Below are 17746 nucleotides of genomic sequence, written 5' to 3'. Positions count from 1 at the left end.
GCGCTCATCTGACGATGGTGAGCGTCTCTGCCGCGCGGGTCACGGCGGTATAGAGCCAGCGCTCGCGTGTATCGCGAAACGCCCAGCTCTCGTCGAACAAGACAACATCGTTCCACTGTGAGCCCTGGGCCTTGTGCACGGTCAGTGCATAGCCGTAGTCGAACTCGTCGTAACGCTTGCGCGTCGACCAAGGTATCTCCGTCTCGATATCCGCGAAGGCGTCCTTGAGCAGCTTGATCTTGGCTGCCCCGCGATCCATGTCGTCGTCTTCTGGCTTGATCAGGAGATTGATGCCGGGCTTCACCGTCTCGCGCGACGACGTCATAACCTGCCAGAGCGAGCCGTTGAGCAGGCCCTTCACCTGATCGTTCCTAAGGCATACGAGCTTGTCGCCGGCCTGCGGATAGTCGACGGTGAAGCCTTTCAACTCGCGCAGCCGCATGTTGTAGCGCCGCCGTGTCTTGTTGGTGCCGACCAGAACCTGATCCGCCCCCAGCACAAGATCCTGCGTCACCTCGTTCTTCGAGATCACGCGTGCGGTATCGCCGTAATCGCCATACATGATCTCCTTGCCCTCACGGATATGCATGGCAAGCTGGATGATCGGATTGTCGCGCGCCTGGCGATGGATATCTGTCAGCAGATAGTCCGGCTCCTGATCGGTGAAGAATCCACCGCCGGAAACAGGTGGCAACTGGCCGGGATCACCCAGCACCAGGATCGGCGTGCCGAAGCTCATCAAGTCGCGTCCCAGCGCCTCATCGACCATCGAGCATTCGTCGATGACAATGAGTGCCGCCTTGGCGACCGGGCTCTGGCGGTTGATCGAGAACATCGGCGCAATCGAGGTCTTGCCGGTTTCCTCGTCCTCCACTGCCTCCTCGCCGCGCGGGCGATAAATCAGCGAATGGATGGTCTTGGCATTCGAGGCGCCACGCGAGCGCAGAACCTGCGCCGCCTTGCCGGTGAAGGCGGCAAACAGCACCTCGCCATCGACATGCTCGGCAAAATGTTTGGCGAGCGTCGTCTTGCCCGTACCGGCATAGCCGAACAGACGGAAGACGGGGGTCTTCCCCTCCTTCAGCCATTTCGAAACGGCCTTGAGGGCCTCGTCTTGCTGGGGCGCGAATTGCATGACCTAGGTCATGCGCGGATTCGTTGGCCCGATGCAAGGCCAAAGCCGGGAAAGTCAGAACAAATCGTGGACATCAGCCCTTGAGCGGATCATTGGCGAGCTCGATGGGCGTACCATGCGGCGTCGCCTCGGCCGCCCGCTGCCAGCTTTCGCGCAAGGCCTCGACGGTATCGCGATCGGCCAGCCCCTTGCGCTCCAGCAGCCCGGCCAATGCCGCGACCCAGGCGTCGAAATAGTCGGAACCGTCAGTCGCCCGCTCCGGTCTGTGGACTTCGGCAGACAGGCTGTCCGCCCATTCGGTCCAGCTGAACACGCCACGTGCGTGCAGATGCACGGTCATGGCAAAGGCCTGCGCGTGCCAGGGTTCGGCGAAGACGGGCGCGCCTTCGGGCGAGCGCGGCAAGCCCGGCGATCCCGCAAGATCCGTCACCGTTTCACAGGCGCTCAAGATAGCTCTCCCATGCATCGATCGAGACGGTCAAGGTCGGGTCGGCGTCCTCGCCCCAGATCTCCTCTCCCGTGAACACGACCGTGTAGACCCATTGCGGGCTCTCGCCCCGTCCATGGGCATTATCGTCAGGGAAGACGAAGCCGCCTTGAACGGCCTCGACCACACCCGTTTTCGCCCGGGCATAACGGGGCAGACGCGTGTGGCCCGCCGGATGGAAATTCTTCGTCCGCACCCGGTCACCGACGGCAAACTTCGGCCCCGTCTCGACGGGCCGGTCGCACGGCCCGCCACGGGCCAGCACGCCTTCGACCATCTCGGCTGTCAGTACTCGTTTTGGCGCTCGGCCCAGCTCCGCGTGCTGCCCTGTTGCCAGCTCTTCGGCGGTGGCAAAACCATGCCGCTCGAGCAGCATGTCGATCCCGCGTATCCACACTTCGTAATAGCTCGCCGCCAGATAACTCGCCGGCGGAATATTCTCGCGCGCATGCCGGCTCTCGTCGATGGACCAGGCACCGAACGCGCCGCAGGAGAGCGTGATGCCGAACGCCCGCTTCTCCCATTCTGCATGGAAGTAGGGTTCGCCTTTCTCAGGCGCGACCGGACCGAAGCCCATCTGCCCGCCAAGATCATGCGGCCCGTTCATGACAGGACCTCCGACGACAACGCGAGACCAGTGCCGATCATCGAGTCGCGCGTCACGAGCTTGGCGAGTGCCTCTTCGTCCAACCCTTCCGTCCCTGCAGGACGCAAGGGCACTACGAGATAGCGAAGCTCCGCCGTGGAATCCCAGACGCGGATCTGCATCTCCTCCGGCAAGGTCACCCCGAATTCGGCAAGCACACCGCGCGGATCGATTACTGCTCGGGACCGATAGGCCGGCGCCTTGTACCAGACCGGCGGCAGACCGAGCACCGACCACGGGTAACAGGAGCACAGCGTGCAGACGACAAAATTGTGGGTGTCAGGGGTGTTGAAGACGGCGCGCATATGCTCGCCCTGCCGGCCCGTATAGCCGAGGCTCGCGATCGCCGCCGTCGCATCGCGCGTCAGCCAGTCGGCGAACTCGGGATCGACCCAGGACTTCGCCACCACCCGCGCGCCATTCCTCGGTCCCACCTTCGTCTCATAGGTCTCGACGATGGCGTCGATCGCCGCGGGATCGATCAGACCCTTTTCGGTCAGCAAAGTCTCGAGCGCCCGCACGCGGGCTTCCATATCGGAATACCGGTTGTCATGGTGGTGATCATGCCCGTGATGATGATCATGATCTTCATGGTGGTGACCAGACATCGAAGTTTCCTATTTGAGCATGGGCCAAAGGCTCATCACCAACAGCAAGGCCATGGTGATGTTGAACCATTTGAGCCGCACCGGGACCGACAACCATTCCCGAAGAGCCGAGCCGAAGCCCGCCCAGGTGGATACACTGGGAACATTGACGGCCGCGAAGACCAGCGCGACTATGCCGACAGTCAGAGCATAATGCTCCGGATTAGGATAGACCGCCATGGCGGTTACGGCCATCACCCAGGCTTTCGGATTGACCCACTGGAAGGCGGCAGCCCCCAGGAAGCTCATCGGTCGCGCCTTGGCCTCCCCCTCACCCATCGTGCGTGACGAACCGATTTTCCAGGCGATCCAGAGGAGATAGAGCCCGCCTGCAACCTTAAGCGCGATGAAGGCAGGTGGATAGGCCGAAAGAATAGCGCCGAGGCCGAGGCCGACACCGATCAGCAGCGAGAAGAATCCGGCACCGATCCCGAGCATATGCGGAATGGTCCGGCGGAAGCCGAAGTTCACCCCCGACGCAAACAGCATCATGTTGTTCGGCCCCGGGGTGATCGAGGTCGCGAAGGCAAAGACCACAAGCGCCAGAAGCGTATCGGCCGACATGGATGTTTCTCCCGGATTTTTATGTCAGCCTATCTGTCCTTTGAGCCCACGCCATCACCATTCTTGTAATGGTGACACGAAGGAGCGGGACTTTGTCGCTTGCCTCGCGGGACCGCCTCGCTATCCTTCGCACACCCCGCCTCGAGGAGCTTCACGATGCATGATACCATCCCGACTGTCACCTTGCCGGGCGGCGCAGAGGTCCCGAGCCTCGGCTTCGGCACATGGATGATGGGCGAGGATCGATCCGCCGCGAAAGCCGAAGTCGATGCCATCAGGCTGGCACTGGACCTTGGCATGACCGTGATCGACACGGCCGAAATGTATGGCGATGGCGGCGCCGAACGCATTGTCGGCGAAGCGCTGAAGGATCGGCGCGAAGACGCCTTTCTCGTCTCCAAGGTCCTGCCCTGGAATGCCAGCTACGACGGCACGATCAAGGCCTGCCATACCAGCCTCGACCGGTTGGGGAGCGATCATCTCGATCTCTATCTCCTGCACTGGCGGGGAGAACACCCACTCGAAGACACAGTCGCTGCGATGGAAGAGTTGAAGGCGGCCGGCCGCATTCGCGCCTGGGGCGTCTCGAATTTCGATATCGATGACATGGAGGAACTGTTCTCGGTGGCCGATGGCGGGAACTGTGCCGTCAATCAGGTCCTCTACAATCTTTCCCGCCGCGGCATCGAATTCGACCTCCTGCCCTGGTGCCAGGAGCACCAGATCCCGGTCATGGCCTATTCGCCGATCGAGCAGGGCCGCATCCTCCAGCACCCTGAACTGATCCACATCGCCAAGGCCTATCAGGCGACTCCGGCACAGGTCGCGCTCGCCTTCCTGCTGGAGCGCGAAAGCGTGATCCCGATCCCGAAGACCTCGAACCTGCGCCGCCTGCAGGAAAATCGCGAGGCGGTCGATCTCGACATCTCCGATGAAGACTGGGCACGTCTGGACGCGGCCTTCCCGCCACCGTCCCGGAAAGTAGCGCTGGCGATGTTGTAAAGGGGAGAGAGCCCGGGCGCCCGATCCTCTCCCATGCATCGGAAAATCGCGATCTATCCACAGGCCCAGCATTTCCAGCACTTTACGCCAGCCCCTCAGGAAATTAGGAGATTGCCTAATTCGAGAATTGCGGAGAAAGAGCCGCACGACTGAGGGACCACATGGCAAAGCGCGGAAAAACCGAAATACATCCGGCAATGGACAAGATCTCGTCCCGCGTCTTCCACGCACTCGCCTCCGATCCACGCCGCATGATGCTGGTACACCTCTCCCAATCAACCCTGACCGCCGGCGAAATCGCCGCCCGCTTCGACATGGCCAAGCCTTCGATCTCCCAGCACCTCTCGATCCTCGAAAATGCCGAGCTGATCGAGGGCGAGAAGAAGGGCCAGTATATCCACTACAGCCTGAGGCCGGCGGCCCTGCGGCATGCACTGACTGCCATGCTGACCACGACCACGGTACCAGACGACGAGGCCGAAGTGGAAGCGGCAGCGGATGTGCCAGCGCCGCCGAAAAAGTCTGCCAAGAAGAAGAACGACGCAGCCGAGACCGCCCCATCGGTAACGAAGGCCGAGAAGAAAGCCAAGATGAAGCCGGCGAGCGACAAACCGGCCAAGGAAAAGCCGAAGAAGGCAGAGGCCGATCCGCCCCCGGCGCCGCAACAAATGGGCCTTCTCGATCTCCTCGGCATGAACTGAAAGGCCGGCAACAAAAAAGGGCGACCGCGAGGCCGCCCTTTTCACTTCAGGAATTACCGAATTCCTTACATGCCCTGCGGGCCGCGGTTCATCGCAGCAATGCCGGTGCGGCAGATCTCGTTGAGCCCGAGCGGCTTCATGATCGAGACGAACTGGTCGATCTTCGATGACTTGCCGGTGATCTCAAAGATGAAATGGTCGACCGTCGCATCCACGACCTTCGCCTGGAAGGCATCGGCAAGCCGAAGCGTCTCGGCACGCATTTCACCGGTCGAAACGACCTTCACCAGCGCCACCTCCCGCTCGATCGGCCGCTCCTGGCCGAGCTCCTTAGCCCGAACCGTCAGGTCGAGGACGCGGTGCACTGGCACGATGCGCTCGAGCTGCGCCTTGATCTGCTCAAGCACACCAGGCGTTCCACGCGTCACGATCGTGATGCGCGACAGATGCGCCTCGTGCTCGGTCTCCGAGACCGTCAGGCTCTCGATGTTGTAGCCGCGACCGGAGAACAGGCCGATGACGCGGGCGAGAACGCCGGGCTCGTTGTCGACGAGCACCGAGAGCGTATGGCTCTCGATGGCGGAGGTTTCCTTGGCGATGAAATAGGCCGAACCGGTCGGCTGAAGATGAGCGTTCATGATCTTTTTCCTCCCGGTCAGACGAGCTGACGGCCCTTGGCATCGATGGCAGTGGCAACCGCTTCGTCGGTCGCCTCGTCCGGCAGCAGCATTTCGTTATGGGCCTTGCCCGACGGGATCATCGGGAAGCAGTTGGCGAGATTGGCGACACGGCAGTCGAAGATGACAGGCTTCTTCACGTCGACCATCTCCTGGATGGCACCGTCGAGATCGTCGGGCTTTTCGCAACGGATGCCAACCGCGCCATAGGCTTCCGCCAGCTTGACGAAGTCAGGCATGGCTTCCGTATAGGAGCTCGACAGGCGGTTGCCGTGCAGCAGCTGCTGCCACTGGCGCACCATGCCCATGTACTGGTTATTGAGGATGAAGATCTTGACCGGCAGCTCGTACTGGATGGCGCAGGACATTTCCTGAATGCACATCTGGATCGAGGCATCGCCCGCGACATCGATGACGAGCGCGTCGGGATGTGCGACCTGGACGCCGATTGCGGCCGGCAGGCCGTAACCCATCGTGCCGAGGCCACCCGAGGTCATCCAGCGGTTCGGCTGCTCGAAGCCGATATACTGGGCCGCCCACATCTGGTGCTGGCCGACTTCCGTCGTGATGTAGGTGTCGCGATGCTTGGTCAGCTCATAAAGCCGCTGCAGCGCATATTGCGGCATGATGACGTCCTTGGACGGCGTGTAGGCGAAGGAATTGCGAGCCCGCCACTTGGCAATGCTGGCATTCCATTCGGCCGTCTGCGACGCCTCAGGCTTCTTCGGCAGGGCACGCCAGGCGCGGACCATGTCTTCGAGAACGCGACCGACATCGCCGGTGATCGGAACGTCAACGCGGACATTCTTGTTGATCGACGACGGATCGATGTCGATGTGGATCTTCTTCGAGTTCGGCGAGAACGCGTTGAGGCGGCCGGTGATACGGTCGTCGAAGCGCGCACCGATGCAGACCATGACGTCGCAGTCATGCATCGCCATGTTTGCTTCGTAGGAACCATGCATGCCGAGCATGCCAAGCCAGTTCTTGCCCGAAGCCGGATAGCAGCCGAGCCCCATGAGCGTCGAGGTGATCGGGAAGTCGGTGAGACCGACCAGTTCACGCAGCAGCTTGGTGGCTTCCGGACCGGAATTGATGACGCCGCCACCCGAATAGATGATCGGACGGCGAGCCGTCGCCATCAGCTCGACGGCAGCCTGGATGGCGCGGGCATCGCCCGAAACCTTTGGCTGGTAGCTCTTCAGCGCCTTGTGCGCATCCGGCGGCGTGTAGGTGCCGGTGGCGAACTGGATGTCCTTCGGGATATCGACGAGGACCGGACCCGGACGGCCCGTCTGGGCGATCCGGAAGGCTTCATGGATGATCGAGGCCAGCTGGTTGACGTCCTTGACCAGCCAGTTGTGCTTGGTGCAGGGACGCGTGATGCCGACGGTATCGCATTCCTGGAAGGCATCCGAACCGATCAGCGAGGTCGGAACCTGGCCGGAGATGCAGACGAGCGGAACGCTGTCCATCAAAGCATCCTGCAGCGGCGTCACCGCATTGGTGGCGCCAGGACCTGACGTGACCAGCATGACGCCGACCTTGCCGGTCGAGCGCGCATATCCCTCAGCTGCGTGGCCGGCACCCTGCTCGTGGCGCACGAGGATGTGCTGGATGTCTTCCTGCTGGAAGATCTCGTCATAGATCGGAAGCACGGCGCCGCCGGGATAGCCGAAGATATGTTCGACACCGTTATCCTTGAGCGCGCGCAGGACGATCTCGGCGCCAGTCATCTGATTGTCTTTACCCGTCATGCTGTGTTTCCATCTGCCTTCTTGGTTTTGGGGCTGATAACCCGGTTCAGGGCATAAAAAAAGGCCCCTTGAGGAGCCTGTCATCTAGCGCATGGGTGGCTATCGCCGGATGGTTACACCATCCTGCCCATGCGCCGTCCCACCACGATAAGTGCAACCGAGTTTTTCATGGGTCGAAGTGTTAGCCAGAAAGCCCGCAAGCGTCAACGCATCTTTTGCAAAATTTCCGACGCCGAAGCGAAAGTTTGTTGCGCAGACAATGATGAATCATCACCGCCAGCCTAATGCGTTACACGAAATTTTAAGCGCGCCCCCATAAGCTTGCGCCAGCAGGGAGAATGCGCTTGTTGAATGATGATCTTCGCAAGTCCGGCGCAGCCGGAGATCAAGACCGCCGCGATGGCATGCGGCCTGGCAACCGGATGCTCGGACGCGTCGTCGCCTGCAACGGCGCGCGTGCAACGATTGCAGCCGTCGCCGAAGACGGCGGCACGGATCTCACGGAGCTCTGGTCCGTCGGTCGTCTGATCTCGATCACCGTTGGCAAGAACCGCGTCGTAGCACTCGCCTATTCCATGCAGACGGAGGGCAAGGACTGGGGCGAAGGGGCCGACAACCAGTTTCTCATCGAGGTCGAACTGCTCGGCGAAGTCTACGTTCACGAAGACGGCCAGGAACTCTTCTCGACCGGCATCTCGCGCTATCCCTATCTCGGAGCCATCGCCCACCGCATTCGTGCGGCCGATCTTCTGCGCATCTACGACACCCGCCTCGGCGACACAGCAGTCATCGGCAAGCTCACCCAGGACGAAACGATCGACGCAACGATCCATGTCCCGTCCATGCTGTCGAAGCACTTCGCCGTGGTCGGCTCGACCGGCGTTGGCAAATCGACCGCCGTTTCGCTGCTCTTGCGCAAGGCGATCGAAAGCGATCCGAAGCTGCGCATCCTCATTCTCGATCCGCATAACGAATTTGCCGCCGCCTTCCCCGAGCTTGCCGTCGTCATCGACACCGACACGCTAGACCTGCCCTTCTGGCTCATGCGCCTCGACGAATTTGCCGAAGTCCTGTTCCGCGGCCGCCCGCCAGTTGCCGAAGAACTCGACATCCTGCGCGACCTGATGCCCGAAGCCAAACGCGCCTTCCGTGGCAACGAGAGCGCCCTGATGCGGCGCATGGCCGACAAGAGCTCGATGACCGCCGACACACCGGTGCCCTACCGCATCGCCGACCTGCTCGCGCTCATCGACGAGCGCATCGGACGTCTGGAAGGTCGCGGCGAAAAGCCATTCCTGCGCTCGCTGAAAATGCGCATCATGTCGGCGGTCAACGACCCGCGCTATCACTTCATGTTCTCCAACAATACGATCAGCGACACGATCATGGAGACGATCGCGCATATCTTCCGCATCCCGGGTGACGACCGCCCGATCTCGACCTTCCAGCTTGCCGGCATACCGTCGGAAGTCGTCAACTCGGTTGCTTCGGTTCTCTGCCGCATGGCCTTCGAACTGGCGCTCTGGTCGAACGGCGCGATCCACATGCTCGTCGTCTGCGAAGAGGCCCACCGCTACGTGCCTGCCGACCCCACTCTCGGCTTCTTCCCGACGCGCCAGGCCATCGCCCGCATCGCCAAGGAAGGCCGGAAATACGGCGTCTCGCTGGGTGTAATCACCCAGCGCCCGGGCGAACTCGACCAGACGATCCTGTCGCAGTGCTCGACGCTGTTTGCCATGCGCCTTGCCAACGACCGCGACCAGGAGATCATCCGCTCGGCCATCCCCGACAGTTCGATCTCGACCACCAGCTTCATTTCCTCGATCGGCAACGGCGAAGCCATCGCCTTCGGTGAGGCGATCGCCGTTCCCATGCGCATGCGCTTCACCCGTGTGGCGGAGTCGGCGCTGCCGAAAGCCAACGGCGTCAACGCCAAACAGACCGAAGAAACGCCTGACACCGTCGATCTGCGCACCATTGTCGGTCGTATGCGTGCCATCGCCGGGCCGGACATCTCAGCCTTCCAGCAGAGCTTCGAGACCAGTTTCGGCGGCATGCCGTCTGCGCCGGAAGGCCTCTATGACGATGAAGAGTTCGACGACGACGGAGCCTTCGAAACGCTGCGCCCTTCGCCTGCCCCACAGCCACCGGCGCGACCGACCGCAGCCTCTTTCCCGATGACATCACCGTCACCCGTGACGCGTCAGCCTTTCGAGACGCCGATCCAGCGACAGGCATTGCCAGCCTCGGAGACGCCGACGATCGAGCCCTACCGTCCGGACATGCTGCCCCGTCCCGGTATCGACGACGCGCCTCGCCAACGCATGGAAGCCCCGGCTCCGGCTCACACCACGGCTGGCGATCCCCCCTCGGCAACGTTCGGCTCCCAGCCCTTGCGCCGCGAAGGTGGTTCCTCCCTGCGCGAGAGCATTCTCAAAAAGCCGCTATCGAGCCTCTACAAGCGCGACTAAACGTCAGTCGAACCGGAAAACTGCCGGGTCGACCCGCTCCCAGCTTTCATCCATCTGGTTACGGAACCAGGTCATCTGGCGCTTTGCATATTGGCGCGTCGCAGCAGACGCGCGCTCGACCGCCTCGTTTCGGCTAATCCGGCCGGCAAGCATGTCGGCGATTTGCGCCACGCCGATCGCCTTCATGGCAGGCATCTCCGGCTTCAGGCCAAGCGACCGAAGCGCTTCGACCTCCTCGATCGCCCCCTCGTCCATCATCAGCTCGAAGCGCCTGTTGATCCGGTCGTGCAGCACCGTGCGATCTGGCAGGACCACGAGCTTGCGGGCGCGATCCGGATCGACCAGCTGCGGTCCGGACTGCTTCTGAAACTCGGCGATCGACCGTCCTGTCGCTCGGAACACCTCGAGCGCCCGCACGATCCTTTGACCATCGCCCGGACTGAGGCGCTGCGCCATCGCCGGATCTACCTCAGCCAATTCCCGATGCAACGCATCGGCACCCTCGGTTTGAAGCCGCTGGCGGATCTCCACCCGCAGGTCGGCCGGGATTGCGGGCATTTCCGAAAGCCCGCCGGTCAGCGCCTTGAAGTAGAGCCCGGTGCCGCCGACGAACACCGGAAGACGCTTCTCGTGCTTCAACTGTTCGACCAGCGCACCCGCTTCACGCAACCAGTCGCCGGTCGAATAGGTCCGGCCGGCCGGGACATGACCATAGAGCTCGTGCGGCACGCCACCCATCTCTGCCTCGCCCGGGCGGGCAGTGACGACGCGTAGCGTGTCGTAGACCTGCATGCTGTCGGCATTGATGACGACGCCGTTATGGCGACGGGCGAATTGAAGCGCGAGCGCAGACTTGCCGCTGGCGGTCGGCCCGGTTATCAGGATCGCGTCATTGTTCTTGTCAGGATCTTCCATCATGGCCTTGGTTGCCACGCTTGTCGCCAATCCGTCAAACCCTGTTCTGAGCCGGGCCCTCGCCGAGAAGGCCACCGAGGCCGTCGCGTCCTCGCGCCTCTACTGGCTGGCCGACGGGATCGCCTGCGACATACCCCTTCCCGATGGCACTGATCCGATCGAGGCCGAACGCGCCCTGCGGCAGGCGCTGGAGGGTCAGCCCGTCGATGTCGCGGTCCAGGATGCCGATACCCGCCGCAAGTCCTTCCTGATCGCCGACATGGATTCGACGATGATCGGCCAGGAATGCATCGACGAACTGGCAGCCGAGGTCGGCCTAAAGGACAAGGTCTCCCAGATCACGGCCCGCGCCATGAACGGCGAGATCGCTTTCGAACCGGCCCTGCGCGAACGTGTGGCGCTGTTGAAGGGCTTGCCGATCTCGGTCGTCGGCGAGGTCATTGAAAAGCGCATTACGCTGACGCCGGGCGGCAAGGAACTGATTGCGACGATGAAGGCGAAAGGCGGCTACACCGCACTCGTCTCCGGTGGCTTCACCGTCTTTACCGGACCGATCGCCACCATGCTCGGTTTCGATGAGAACCGCGCCAACATCTTGATCGAGCAGGACGGCGTCCTGACCGGCGAGGTTGCCGAACCGATCCTCGGCAAGCAGGCCAAGGTGGATTCCCTGCTCGACATCGCAGGCCGCCTCGGCATCAGCCCGAACGAGACAATTGCCGTCGGAGACGGCGCCAACGATCTGGGCATGCTCGGCATCGCCGGCTCCGGCGTCGCTTTGCATGCCAAGCCGGCCGTAGCCGCCGAGGCGAAGATCCGCATCGACCACGGCGATCTCACCGCGCTTCTCTATCTGCAGGGCTACCGCAAGTCGGACTTCGTGACCGAATAAGGGTTGATCATGCTGATCGTCGAGACGGAGAGGCTGATCCTGCGCAACTGGCAGGACGAGGATCGCAACCTGTTCTACGAGATCAACCGCGACGAAAAAGTCATGGAGTTCTTCCCGCTCCGCCGCAGCCATGCCGAATGCGACATCCTGTTCGACCGGAACCGGGACATGATCAGCGAAACGGGTCTTGGCTTCTACGCGCTGACCGATCGTGTAACCAACGAAGCGATGGGCTTCTGCGGCCTCTCACCCGTGGACCTTCCCGGCATCCTGCCCGAGGGAGCAATCGAGATCGGCTGGCGGCTGGCCACCCGCTTCTGGGGTCGAGGCTACGTTACCGAAGCGGCATCTCGCCTGATTGAATACGCGCGCGCCGACCTCCGCTTGCCCGACGTCCATGCCTTTGCCGTGGACCGCAATCACCGCTCGATCGCTGTCATGCAAAGGATCGGCATGCAGCGTCTGATTGGCCAGGATTTCGATCATCCCAAGGTCCCCGAAACACATCCGCACCTGAAGCGGCATGTATTGTTCAGAACACAGTTCGAATCCATCGAGATCCGAACAAGGTGATATTCCTAATTTACTGAGACTTAAAATGTCTCTGCTACGAACTTCCGTATGCAGAAGATGTTTTCCGCGTATGTCGCGGCACCGATTGCGAACCTGTACGACCGCTTCCTGCGCCTTGGTGAAGGTGACCAGACGGCGGAAGAGGCAGAACGTATCCGCGCAGTCCGACTGTCGGTCGTCGGCACCAGTACGCCGTGGATGATGGCGGCCAACCTCTGCAACGCGGTCCTTACAGTTTTTGCCTTTTACGGCAGCCCGTCCGCAACCGAAGTCTATGTGATCTGCGGCCTGATCCTGACTGTAGTGGCCTTTACAACCCTTTCCTGGTGGCGCAATCGCAAACGCGGCATGCGCGAGCGGGCAAGCCTGCGCGGAACAGTTCGCGCGATCATTTATGCCGCGATCCTGAGCGGCCTTTGGGCAGCCCTCGATGTGGCCGCCTACCACACGGCGGACGAAACACAGCGCATGGTCCTGATCGCGCTCACCGTCGGAATGGCCGGTGGCGGCGGCTTCGCCCTGGCGACCATCCCGCCGGCATCGATCGTCTTTTGCGGCACCGTTGCCGTCGGGGCCGCGATCGCGCTCTCCCGCGATCCGACCATTGTCGGCGCCTATCTCTTCGTCCTCTACCTTATCTTCGCCGCGATCATCATCCGCTCGTCACTCGCGGTCTGCCGAAGCCTCACGGAGCGCGTCCGGGCCAAACTTGCAGCCGACGAACAGCGAGACGTCATCAATCTCTTGCTGAACGACTTCGAAGAGAATGCGGCGGACTGGTTGTGGGGCACCGACGAAGATATCAACCTGGTTCGCGCCTCCAACCGTTTCTACGAACAGATGCAGGTCCCCGAAGCCATGGTGATCGGCAAGCCGCTCGCCGCGATCATGCCCTTCGCCGCCGTCGGGATCGAGGGCATGGACTGCAGGGAGAACTTCATCACCTGTCTGGAGACGAGACAGTCCTTCCGTGATCAGGATATCTGTGTCGAACTGGGAGGGGAACTGGCGATCTGGTCCTTGACGGCAAAGGCAATACAGGACGACGAAGGGCAGTTCTGCGGCTATCGCGGAGTAGGTCGCGATGTCACGGCAAGCCGCGAAAGCCGTCTGCGCATCGAACACATGGCCCGGCATGATCCGTTGACGGAAGTCGGCAACCGGGTTCTCCTTTCCGAAGATTTCGAACGCGCGGTATCGCGTTATCAGCGCTTCGGCGACCCTTTCTCGGTCCTGCTGCTGGATCTCGATCGCTTCAAGCACATCAACGACAATTTCGGCCATGCCGGCGGCGACGAACTGCTGCGCGCCATTGCCAGCATTCTGAGCCAGATCCGCGGTGAGACGGACACCCTGGCGCGCATCGGCGGCGACGAATTTGCGATCCTCCATATGTCTGGCGACGATCCGCAAAGCGCTGCGGGCCTCGCCTCCCGCATCATCGAAAAGCTTGGCAAACCGATCAGTCTTGGCTGCGGCACGGCCCATGTCGGCGTCAGCATCGGCATCGCCTGCGCCCCGATCGACGGCACCGATCCGGACCAGTTGATGCGCAACGCCGATCTTGCCCTTTATCGGGCCAAGACAGACGGACGCAACCGTTACCGCTTCTTCGATAGCTCGCTGGATGCCGCTGCGCGACGCCGCAATCTGATCGAACAGGAACTGGCGCTTGCAGTTGCCCAGGAGAGCCTGACCGTCAACTTCCAGCCGCTCGTCGACGCCCAGAGCCGGCAGGTGGTCTGTGCCGAGGCATTGCTGCGCTGGAACCATCCGACGCTCGGCCCCATCAGCCCTGGCGAATTCATCCCGATCGCCGAAGAATCCGGCCAGATCGGCGCAATCGGCAGCTGGGTTCTGCGCCAGGCCTGCAAGCACGCCGTCAACTGGCCGGACCACATCCGCGTGGCAGTCAATCTGTCCTCACGCCAGTTTCTGAGCCCGGGGCTCTTGCCACTCGTTGAAGGCGCGCTGAAGCAGAACCGCCTGCCCGCTCACCGTCTCGAACTGGAGGTGACGGAAAGTCTACTGATGGAAACCACGATCGGGGTCGAACAGACCCTTGCCTCCCTTGCAAGGCTCGGGCTTCGCATAGCGCTCGATGACTTCGGCACGGGCTTCTCATCCTTGAGCTACCTGCGCCAGTATCGCTTTGACAAATTGAAGATCGACCAGTCGTTCATATCCGACCTTGAGACCAATGCCGACAGCCGCGCCATCGTCGACTCCGTCATTCGCCTGGCGCGCGATCTGCGCATGAGCGTCGCCGCAGAAGGGGTCGAAACCCGGGGTCAGTTCGACCTGCTTCGGCAAATGAGCTGCGGCGAGATCCAGGGCTTCCTCGCCGGCCGACCGATGCCGGTCGACCAGTTCGAGGAATATCTGAGGCAGAACAGCACCTCGGTCGAGAGGCTCTACGCCTGAGCTATTCCAGCGGGACCGCCACGAGACGAAGATTGCCGTCCTTGTCGGCGATCATCAGATAGCCGCTGCGACGCCCCTCGCCTTTGATGTTGGTGAGCTTTTCCGCAACCTGCTGCGGCGTCTTCATGAATTCCTGGGCGACCTCCACGATCACCTCGCCGACCTTCAGCCCCTTGCCTTCGGCCTTGGAGCCGGGAAGCACGCGGGTGATGAGAACGCCTTCGACACCTTCGGCAATCGAGAAGCTCAGACGGTTCGCATCGGTAAGTGCTGTCAACTCCACACCGATCAAGCCTTCCGTCACGGGCGCGCTCTGCTGTGCCTGATCGGGCGCAGCCGGAGGCTCGCCCTGCTCGTTTCCGTCAGGGGCCTCCTCGCCGGCCGGACGCTCTGCAGGCGCCTGTTGATCGCCATCGGGTGCCGTGCCCTCCTCATTGGGCTCGACGGTGGTTTCGGGATCCGTCTCGTTGCTTGCGACCTCGTCATCATCAAGACGCCCAAGGGTCACCTTCACCGACTGCTCCTGCCCGTTCCGCAGAATCACAACGTCGAGCGGTTCACCGATCGGACTTTCGGCAACGATACGGGTCAGGTCGCGTGTTTCGGAAATCGCCCGTCCATTGAAGGTGGTGATGATGTCACCGACCTGGATCGGCCCGTTGGCGACAGGGCCACCCTCGACGATGCCGCTGATCAGCGCGCCGCGGGCTCGGTCGATGTTCAGGCTCTGCGCCACCTCGTCGGAAACCGGCTGGATGCGAACCCCAAGCCAGCCACGACGCGTTTCGCCGAACTCGATCAATTGATTGACGATGTTTTCAGCCAATTCCGTCGGCACGGCAAAGCCGATGCCGATCGAGCCGCCGCTCGGCGATATAATCGCGGTGTTGATGCCGATGACCTCGCCGTTCATGTTGAACAACGGTCCACCGGAGTTCCCCTTGTTGATCGCCGCATCCGTCTGGATGAAGTTGTCATAGGGGCCGGCATTGATGTTGCGGCCGCTTGCCGAGATGATGCCGACGGTCACCGAGCCCCCGAGGCCGAACGGATTGCCGATGGCCATGACCCAGTCGCCGATTCGCATTGTCTTGGAATCGCCAAACTTCACCGATGTCAGCGGCTGCGGCGGCTCGACCTTGAGAACGGAAAGGTCGGTCTTCGTGTCGGTGCCGACCAGCGTCGCCTTGAGCTTCGAACCGTCGGAGAAAATGACCTCGATGTCATCGGCGTTTTCGATCACGTGATTGTTGGTGACGATGAAACCAGTCGGGTCGATCACAAAGCCGGACCCCAGTGAATTCACCTTGTTGTTGGTCCCGCCGCCTTCGCGATTCCGATAGAAATCCTCGAACAATTCCTGAAAGGGCGAGCCCTCCGGAACCTGCGGAAGCGGACCATCGCCCTCGTCGGCAACGCTTTGCGACGTCGAGATATTGACAACGGCGCCGAGCAGGCCGCCTGCGAGATCGGCAACGGATTGAGGCCCTTGCTGGGCGACCACCGGGTTCGGTGCACTCACGGTGCCGACGATCAGGGCCGTCCCCGTGAGAAGCGCCGAAAGAATCATTCGCGACGCGCGGGCAGGTTTCATCATCGGCTTCCTCACTGGCTTGTCTGGGGTCGTAGTGAACATAAGGCGGAATGGGCTGAGGGAAAATCACAATTGCCGGAAGAGATCTAACCTCGACTTGCGACCAGATCTTGTCAGCCGCGCACCCACCACGCGATTGCCACGCCCGTGGTAATCGCGGTGAGGCCGAGCAGACGCAGCTGATCCTCCGGGATCTGCGGCAGGAGCCGGGCCATGCGCACAAGAAAACGAGGGGCCAGCGCATAGGCCAGCCCCTCGATGATCATGAATATGGCGATCCCTGCGAGCAGGTCGTCCATGGTGTCAGTTGCCGGCAGGCGCCGGCGGCGTAGCCGGTTGCGGGGCAACCGCTGGTGCGGGTGTCGGTGTCGCCGAGTTGCCCGTGCCTGCTCCGCTGTTGAAGAAGCGGAAGAAGTCGCTGTCGGGCGACAGCACCATCGTCGTGCCCTGGTTGCTCATGGAAGCAACATAGGCGCGCATCGAGCGATAGAACTCGAAGAAGCTCGGGTCCCGCTGGAACGCGTCAGCGAAGATGTTGTTTCGCTGGGCATCGCCCTCACCGCGCAGGATTTCCGAATCGCGCTGCGCTTCGGCCTGGAGTTCGACGACCTGACGGTCGGCGATAGCCCGGCGACGCTGGCTTTCTTCGTTACCGCGGGCGCGGATGAATTCTGCTTCGGCCAAACGCTCAGCCTTCATCCGCTCGAAGGTCTGCTGCGAGACTTCCTGCGTCAGGTCGGTACGACGAATGCGAACGTCAGTGACCTGCAGACCGAGGCTTTCAGCCGCCGCCTGGAGATCGTTGCGAACGTCGGACATCATCGAACCACGCTCTTCGGAAAGCGCCGCATCGAAGTTCCGCAAACCGTAGACGCGGCGGAGCGCTGCATCGAGACGGGTGCGAAGACGCGATTCGGCAGCTTCGCGGTCCGCCGACACCGTTTCACGGAAACGGCGGGCATCGCTGATGCGATAGACGGCAAATGCATCGACTTCATAAAACGCACCGCCACGGACCTGAACACGGATGTCAGGCAGATCGAAGCGAAGCGCGCGATCCTCGACATACTGGACACGATCAGCATCGATGAAGGCAAAGGGCAGCTTGAAATAGATGCCCGGCTCGCTCTTCACGTCCTGGATCTGACCGAAGCGCAGAACGATCGCCTGTTCACGCTCGTTGACCACGAAGATCGACGAGTAGACGAAGAACAATGCGACGCCGAGGGCGACGAGGAAATAGGGAAGACGGTTCTGCATA

The 17746-nt window shown here is 61.9% G+C and carries 16 protein-coding genes and 1 pseudogene; 6 read left to right on the top strand and 11 right to left on the bottom strand.

Going from position 1 to position 17746, the window contains the following annotated elements; translation table 11 throughout:
• Window positions 1–4 precede the first annotated feature (4 nt).
• From BSY240_RS01360 to BSY240_RS01340, 5 genes are all read right to left on the bottom strand, one after another.
• Window positions 5–1135, bottom strand: a complete 1131-nt coding sequence (locus BSY240_RS01360) for an ATP-dependent DNA helicase (protein WP_054151737.1) — start codon at window positions 1133–1135, stop codon at window positions 5–7.
• Between the two features lie 73 nt (window positions 1136–1208).
• Window positions 1209–1583 carry a nitrile hydratase accessory protein gene (locus BSY240_RS01355; protein ID WP_069041161.1) on the bottom strand — a complete coding sequence of 125 codons (375 nt, stop codon included), beginning with the start codon at window positions 1581–1583 and terminating at the stop codon, window positions 1209–1211.
• Complete coding sequence (gene nthB, locus BSY240_RS01350; RefSeq protein WP_069041160.1) at window positions 1570–2229, bottom strand: nitrile hydratase subunit beta; 660 nt, start codon at window positions 2227–2229, stop codon at window positions 1570–1572. The genes BSY240_RS01355 and nthB overlap by 14 nt, the downstream gene beginning before the upstream one ends.
• Window positions 2226–2876 carry a nitrile hydratase subunit alpha gene (gene nthA, locus BSY240_RS01345; protein ID WP_069041159.1) on the bottom strand — a complete coding sequence of 217 codons (651 nt, stop codon included), beginning with the start codon at window positions 2874–2876 and terminating at the stop codon, window positions 2226–2228. Before nthA ends, nthB begins: the two co-directional genes overlap by 4 nt.
• A 9-nt stretch (window positions 2877–2885) precedes the next feature.
• Window positions 2886–3479, bottom strand: a complete 594-nt coding sequence (locus BSY240_RS01340; RefSeq protein WP_069041158.1) for a LysE family translocator — start codon at window positions 3477–3479, stop codon at window positions 2886–2888.
• Window positions 3480–3635: 156 nt separating this feature from the next.
• Here BSY240_RS01340 and BSY240_RS01335 point away from each other — a divergent pair, with 156 nt between their 5' ends.
• Entirely contained in the window at window positions 3636–4481 is an 846-nt protein-coding gene (locus BSY240_RS01335; protein ID WP_069041157.1) for an aldo/keto reductase, read from the top strand.
• Window positions 4482–4642: 161 nt separating this feature from the next.
• Window positions 4643–4891, top strand: a pseudogene (locus BSY240_RS24295) (metalloregulator ArsR/SmtB family transcription factor); the annotation flags it as partial.
• 356 nt (window positions 4892–5247) lie between these two features.
• Here the strand turns inward: BSY240_RS24295 and ilvN are convergent.
• Both ilvN and BSY240_RS01320 read right to left on the bottom strand, forming a co-directional pair.
• Window positions 5248–5820 (bottom strand): acetolactate synthase small subunit, encoded by a 573-nt coding sequence (gene ilvN / locus BSY240_RS01325; protein WP_054151731.1) that lies wholly within the window; start codon window positions 5818–5820, stop codon window positions 5248–5250.
• A 17-nt stretch (window positions 5821–5837) separates the two neighbouring features.
• Window positions 5838–7595: an acetolactate synthase 3 large subunit gene (locus BSY240_RS01320; protein ID WP_442856005.1), complete on the bottom strand. Its 1758-nt coding sequence runs from the start codon at window positions 7593–7595 to the stop codon at window positions 5838–5840.
• Window positions 7596–7960: 365 nt separating this feature from the next.
• On the opposite strand from BSY240_RS01320, the gene BSY240_RS01315 reads away from it, so the two are divergent.
• Complete coding sequence (locus BSY240_RS01315) at window positions 7961–10087, top strand: ATP-binding protein (protein WP_069043776.1); 2127 nt, start codon at window positions 7961–7963, stop codon at window positions 10085–10087.
• Window positions 10088–10090: 3 nt separating this feature from the next.
• On the opposite strand, the gene miaA is transcribed toward BSY240_RS01315, so the two are convergent.
• Complete coding sequence (gene miaA, locus BSY240_RS01310) at window positions 10091–11005, bottom strand: tRNA (adenosine(37)-N6)-dimethylallyltransferase MiaA (protein ID WP_069043775.1); 915 nt, start codon at window positions 11003–11005, stop codon at window positions 10091–10093.
• Here miaA and serB point away from each other — a divergent pair.
• From serB to BSY240_RS01295, 3 genes are read left to right on the top strand one after another with little or no spacing between them, the layout of a single operon-like run.
• Window positions 11004–11894 carry a phosphoserine phosphatase SerB gene (serB, locus tag BSY240_RS01305; RefSeq protein ID WP_069041156.1) on the top strand — a complete coding sequence of 297 codons (891 nt, stop codon included), beginning with the start codon at window positions 11004–11006 and terminating at the stop codon, window positions 11892–11894. The two genes, miaA and serB, sit on opposite strands and share 2 nt — an antisense overlap.
• A gap of 9 nt (window positions 11895–11903) precedes the next feature.
• Window positions 11904–12467: a GNAT family N-acetyltransferase gene (locus BSY240_RS01300; protein WP_069043774.1), complete on the top strand. Its 564-nt coding sequence runs from the start codon at window positions 11904–11906 to the stop codon at window positions 12465–12467.
• 48 nt (window positions 12468–12515) lie between these two features.
• Window positions 12516–14891: a putative bifunctional diguanylate cyclase/phosphodiesterase gene (locus tag BSY240_RS01295; RefSeq protein WP_069041155.1), complete on the top strand. Its 2376-nt coding sequence runs from the start codon at window positions 12516–12518 to the stop codon at window positions 14889–14891.
• 1 nt (window position 14892) lies between these two features.
• Here the strand turns inward: BSY240_RS01295 and BSY240_RS01290 are convergent, their stop codons facing one another.
• From BSY240_RS01290 to hflC, 3 genes are all read right to left on the bottom strand, one after another.
• Window positions 14893–16488 carry a Do family serine endopeptidase gene (locus BSY240_RS01290; protein WP_069041154.1) on the bottom strand — a complete coding sequence of 532 codons (1596 nt, stop codon included), beginning with the start codon at window positions 16486–16488 and terminating at the stop codon, window positions 14893–14895.
• 110 nt (window positions 16489–16598) lie between these two features.
• Window positions 16599–16784 (bottom strand): DUF2065 domain-containing protein, encoded by a 186-nt coding sequence (locus tag BSY240_RS01285; RefSeq protein WP_054151725.1) that lies wholly within the window; start codon window positions 16782–16784, stop codon window positions 16599–16601.
• A gap of 4 nt (window positions 16785–16788) precedes the next feature.
• On the bottom strand, window positions 16789–17745 hold the full coding sequence (hflC, locus tag BSY240_RS01280; RefSeq protein ID WP_054151724.1) for a protease modulator HflC: 957 nt from the start codon (window positions 17743–17745) through the stop codon (window positions 16789–16791).
• Window position 17746: the final 1 nt, after the last annotated feature.

Source organism: Agrobacterium sp. RAC06 (assembly GCF_001713475.1).
In the GTDB taxonomy this organism is placed as follows: domain Bacteria; phylum Pseudomonadota; class Alphaproteobacteria; order Rhizobiales; family Rhizobiaceae; genus Allorhizobium.
Note: the sequence above shows the minus strand (reverse complement) of the source record. Positions and strands in the feature narration are given on the sequence as shown.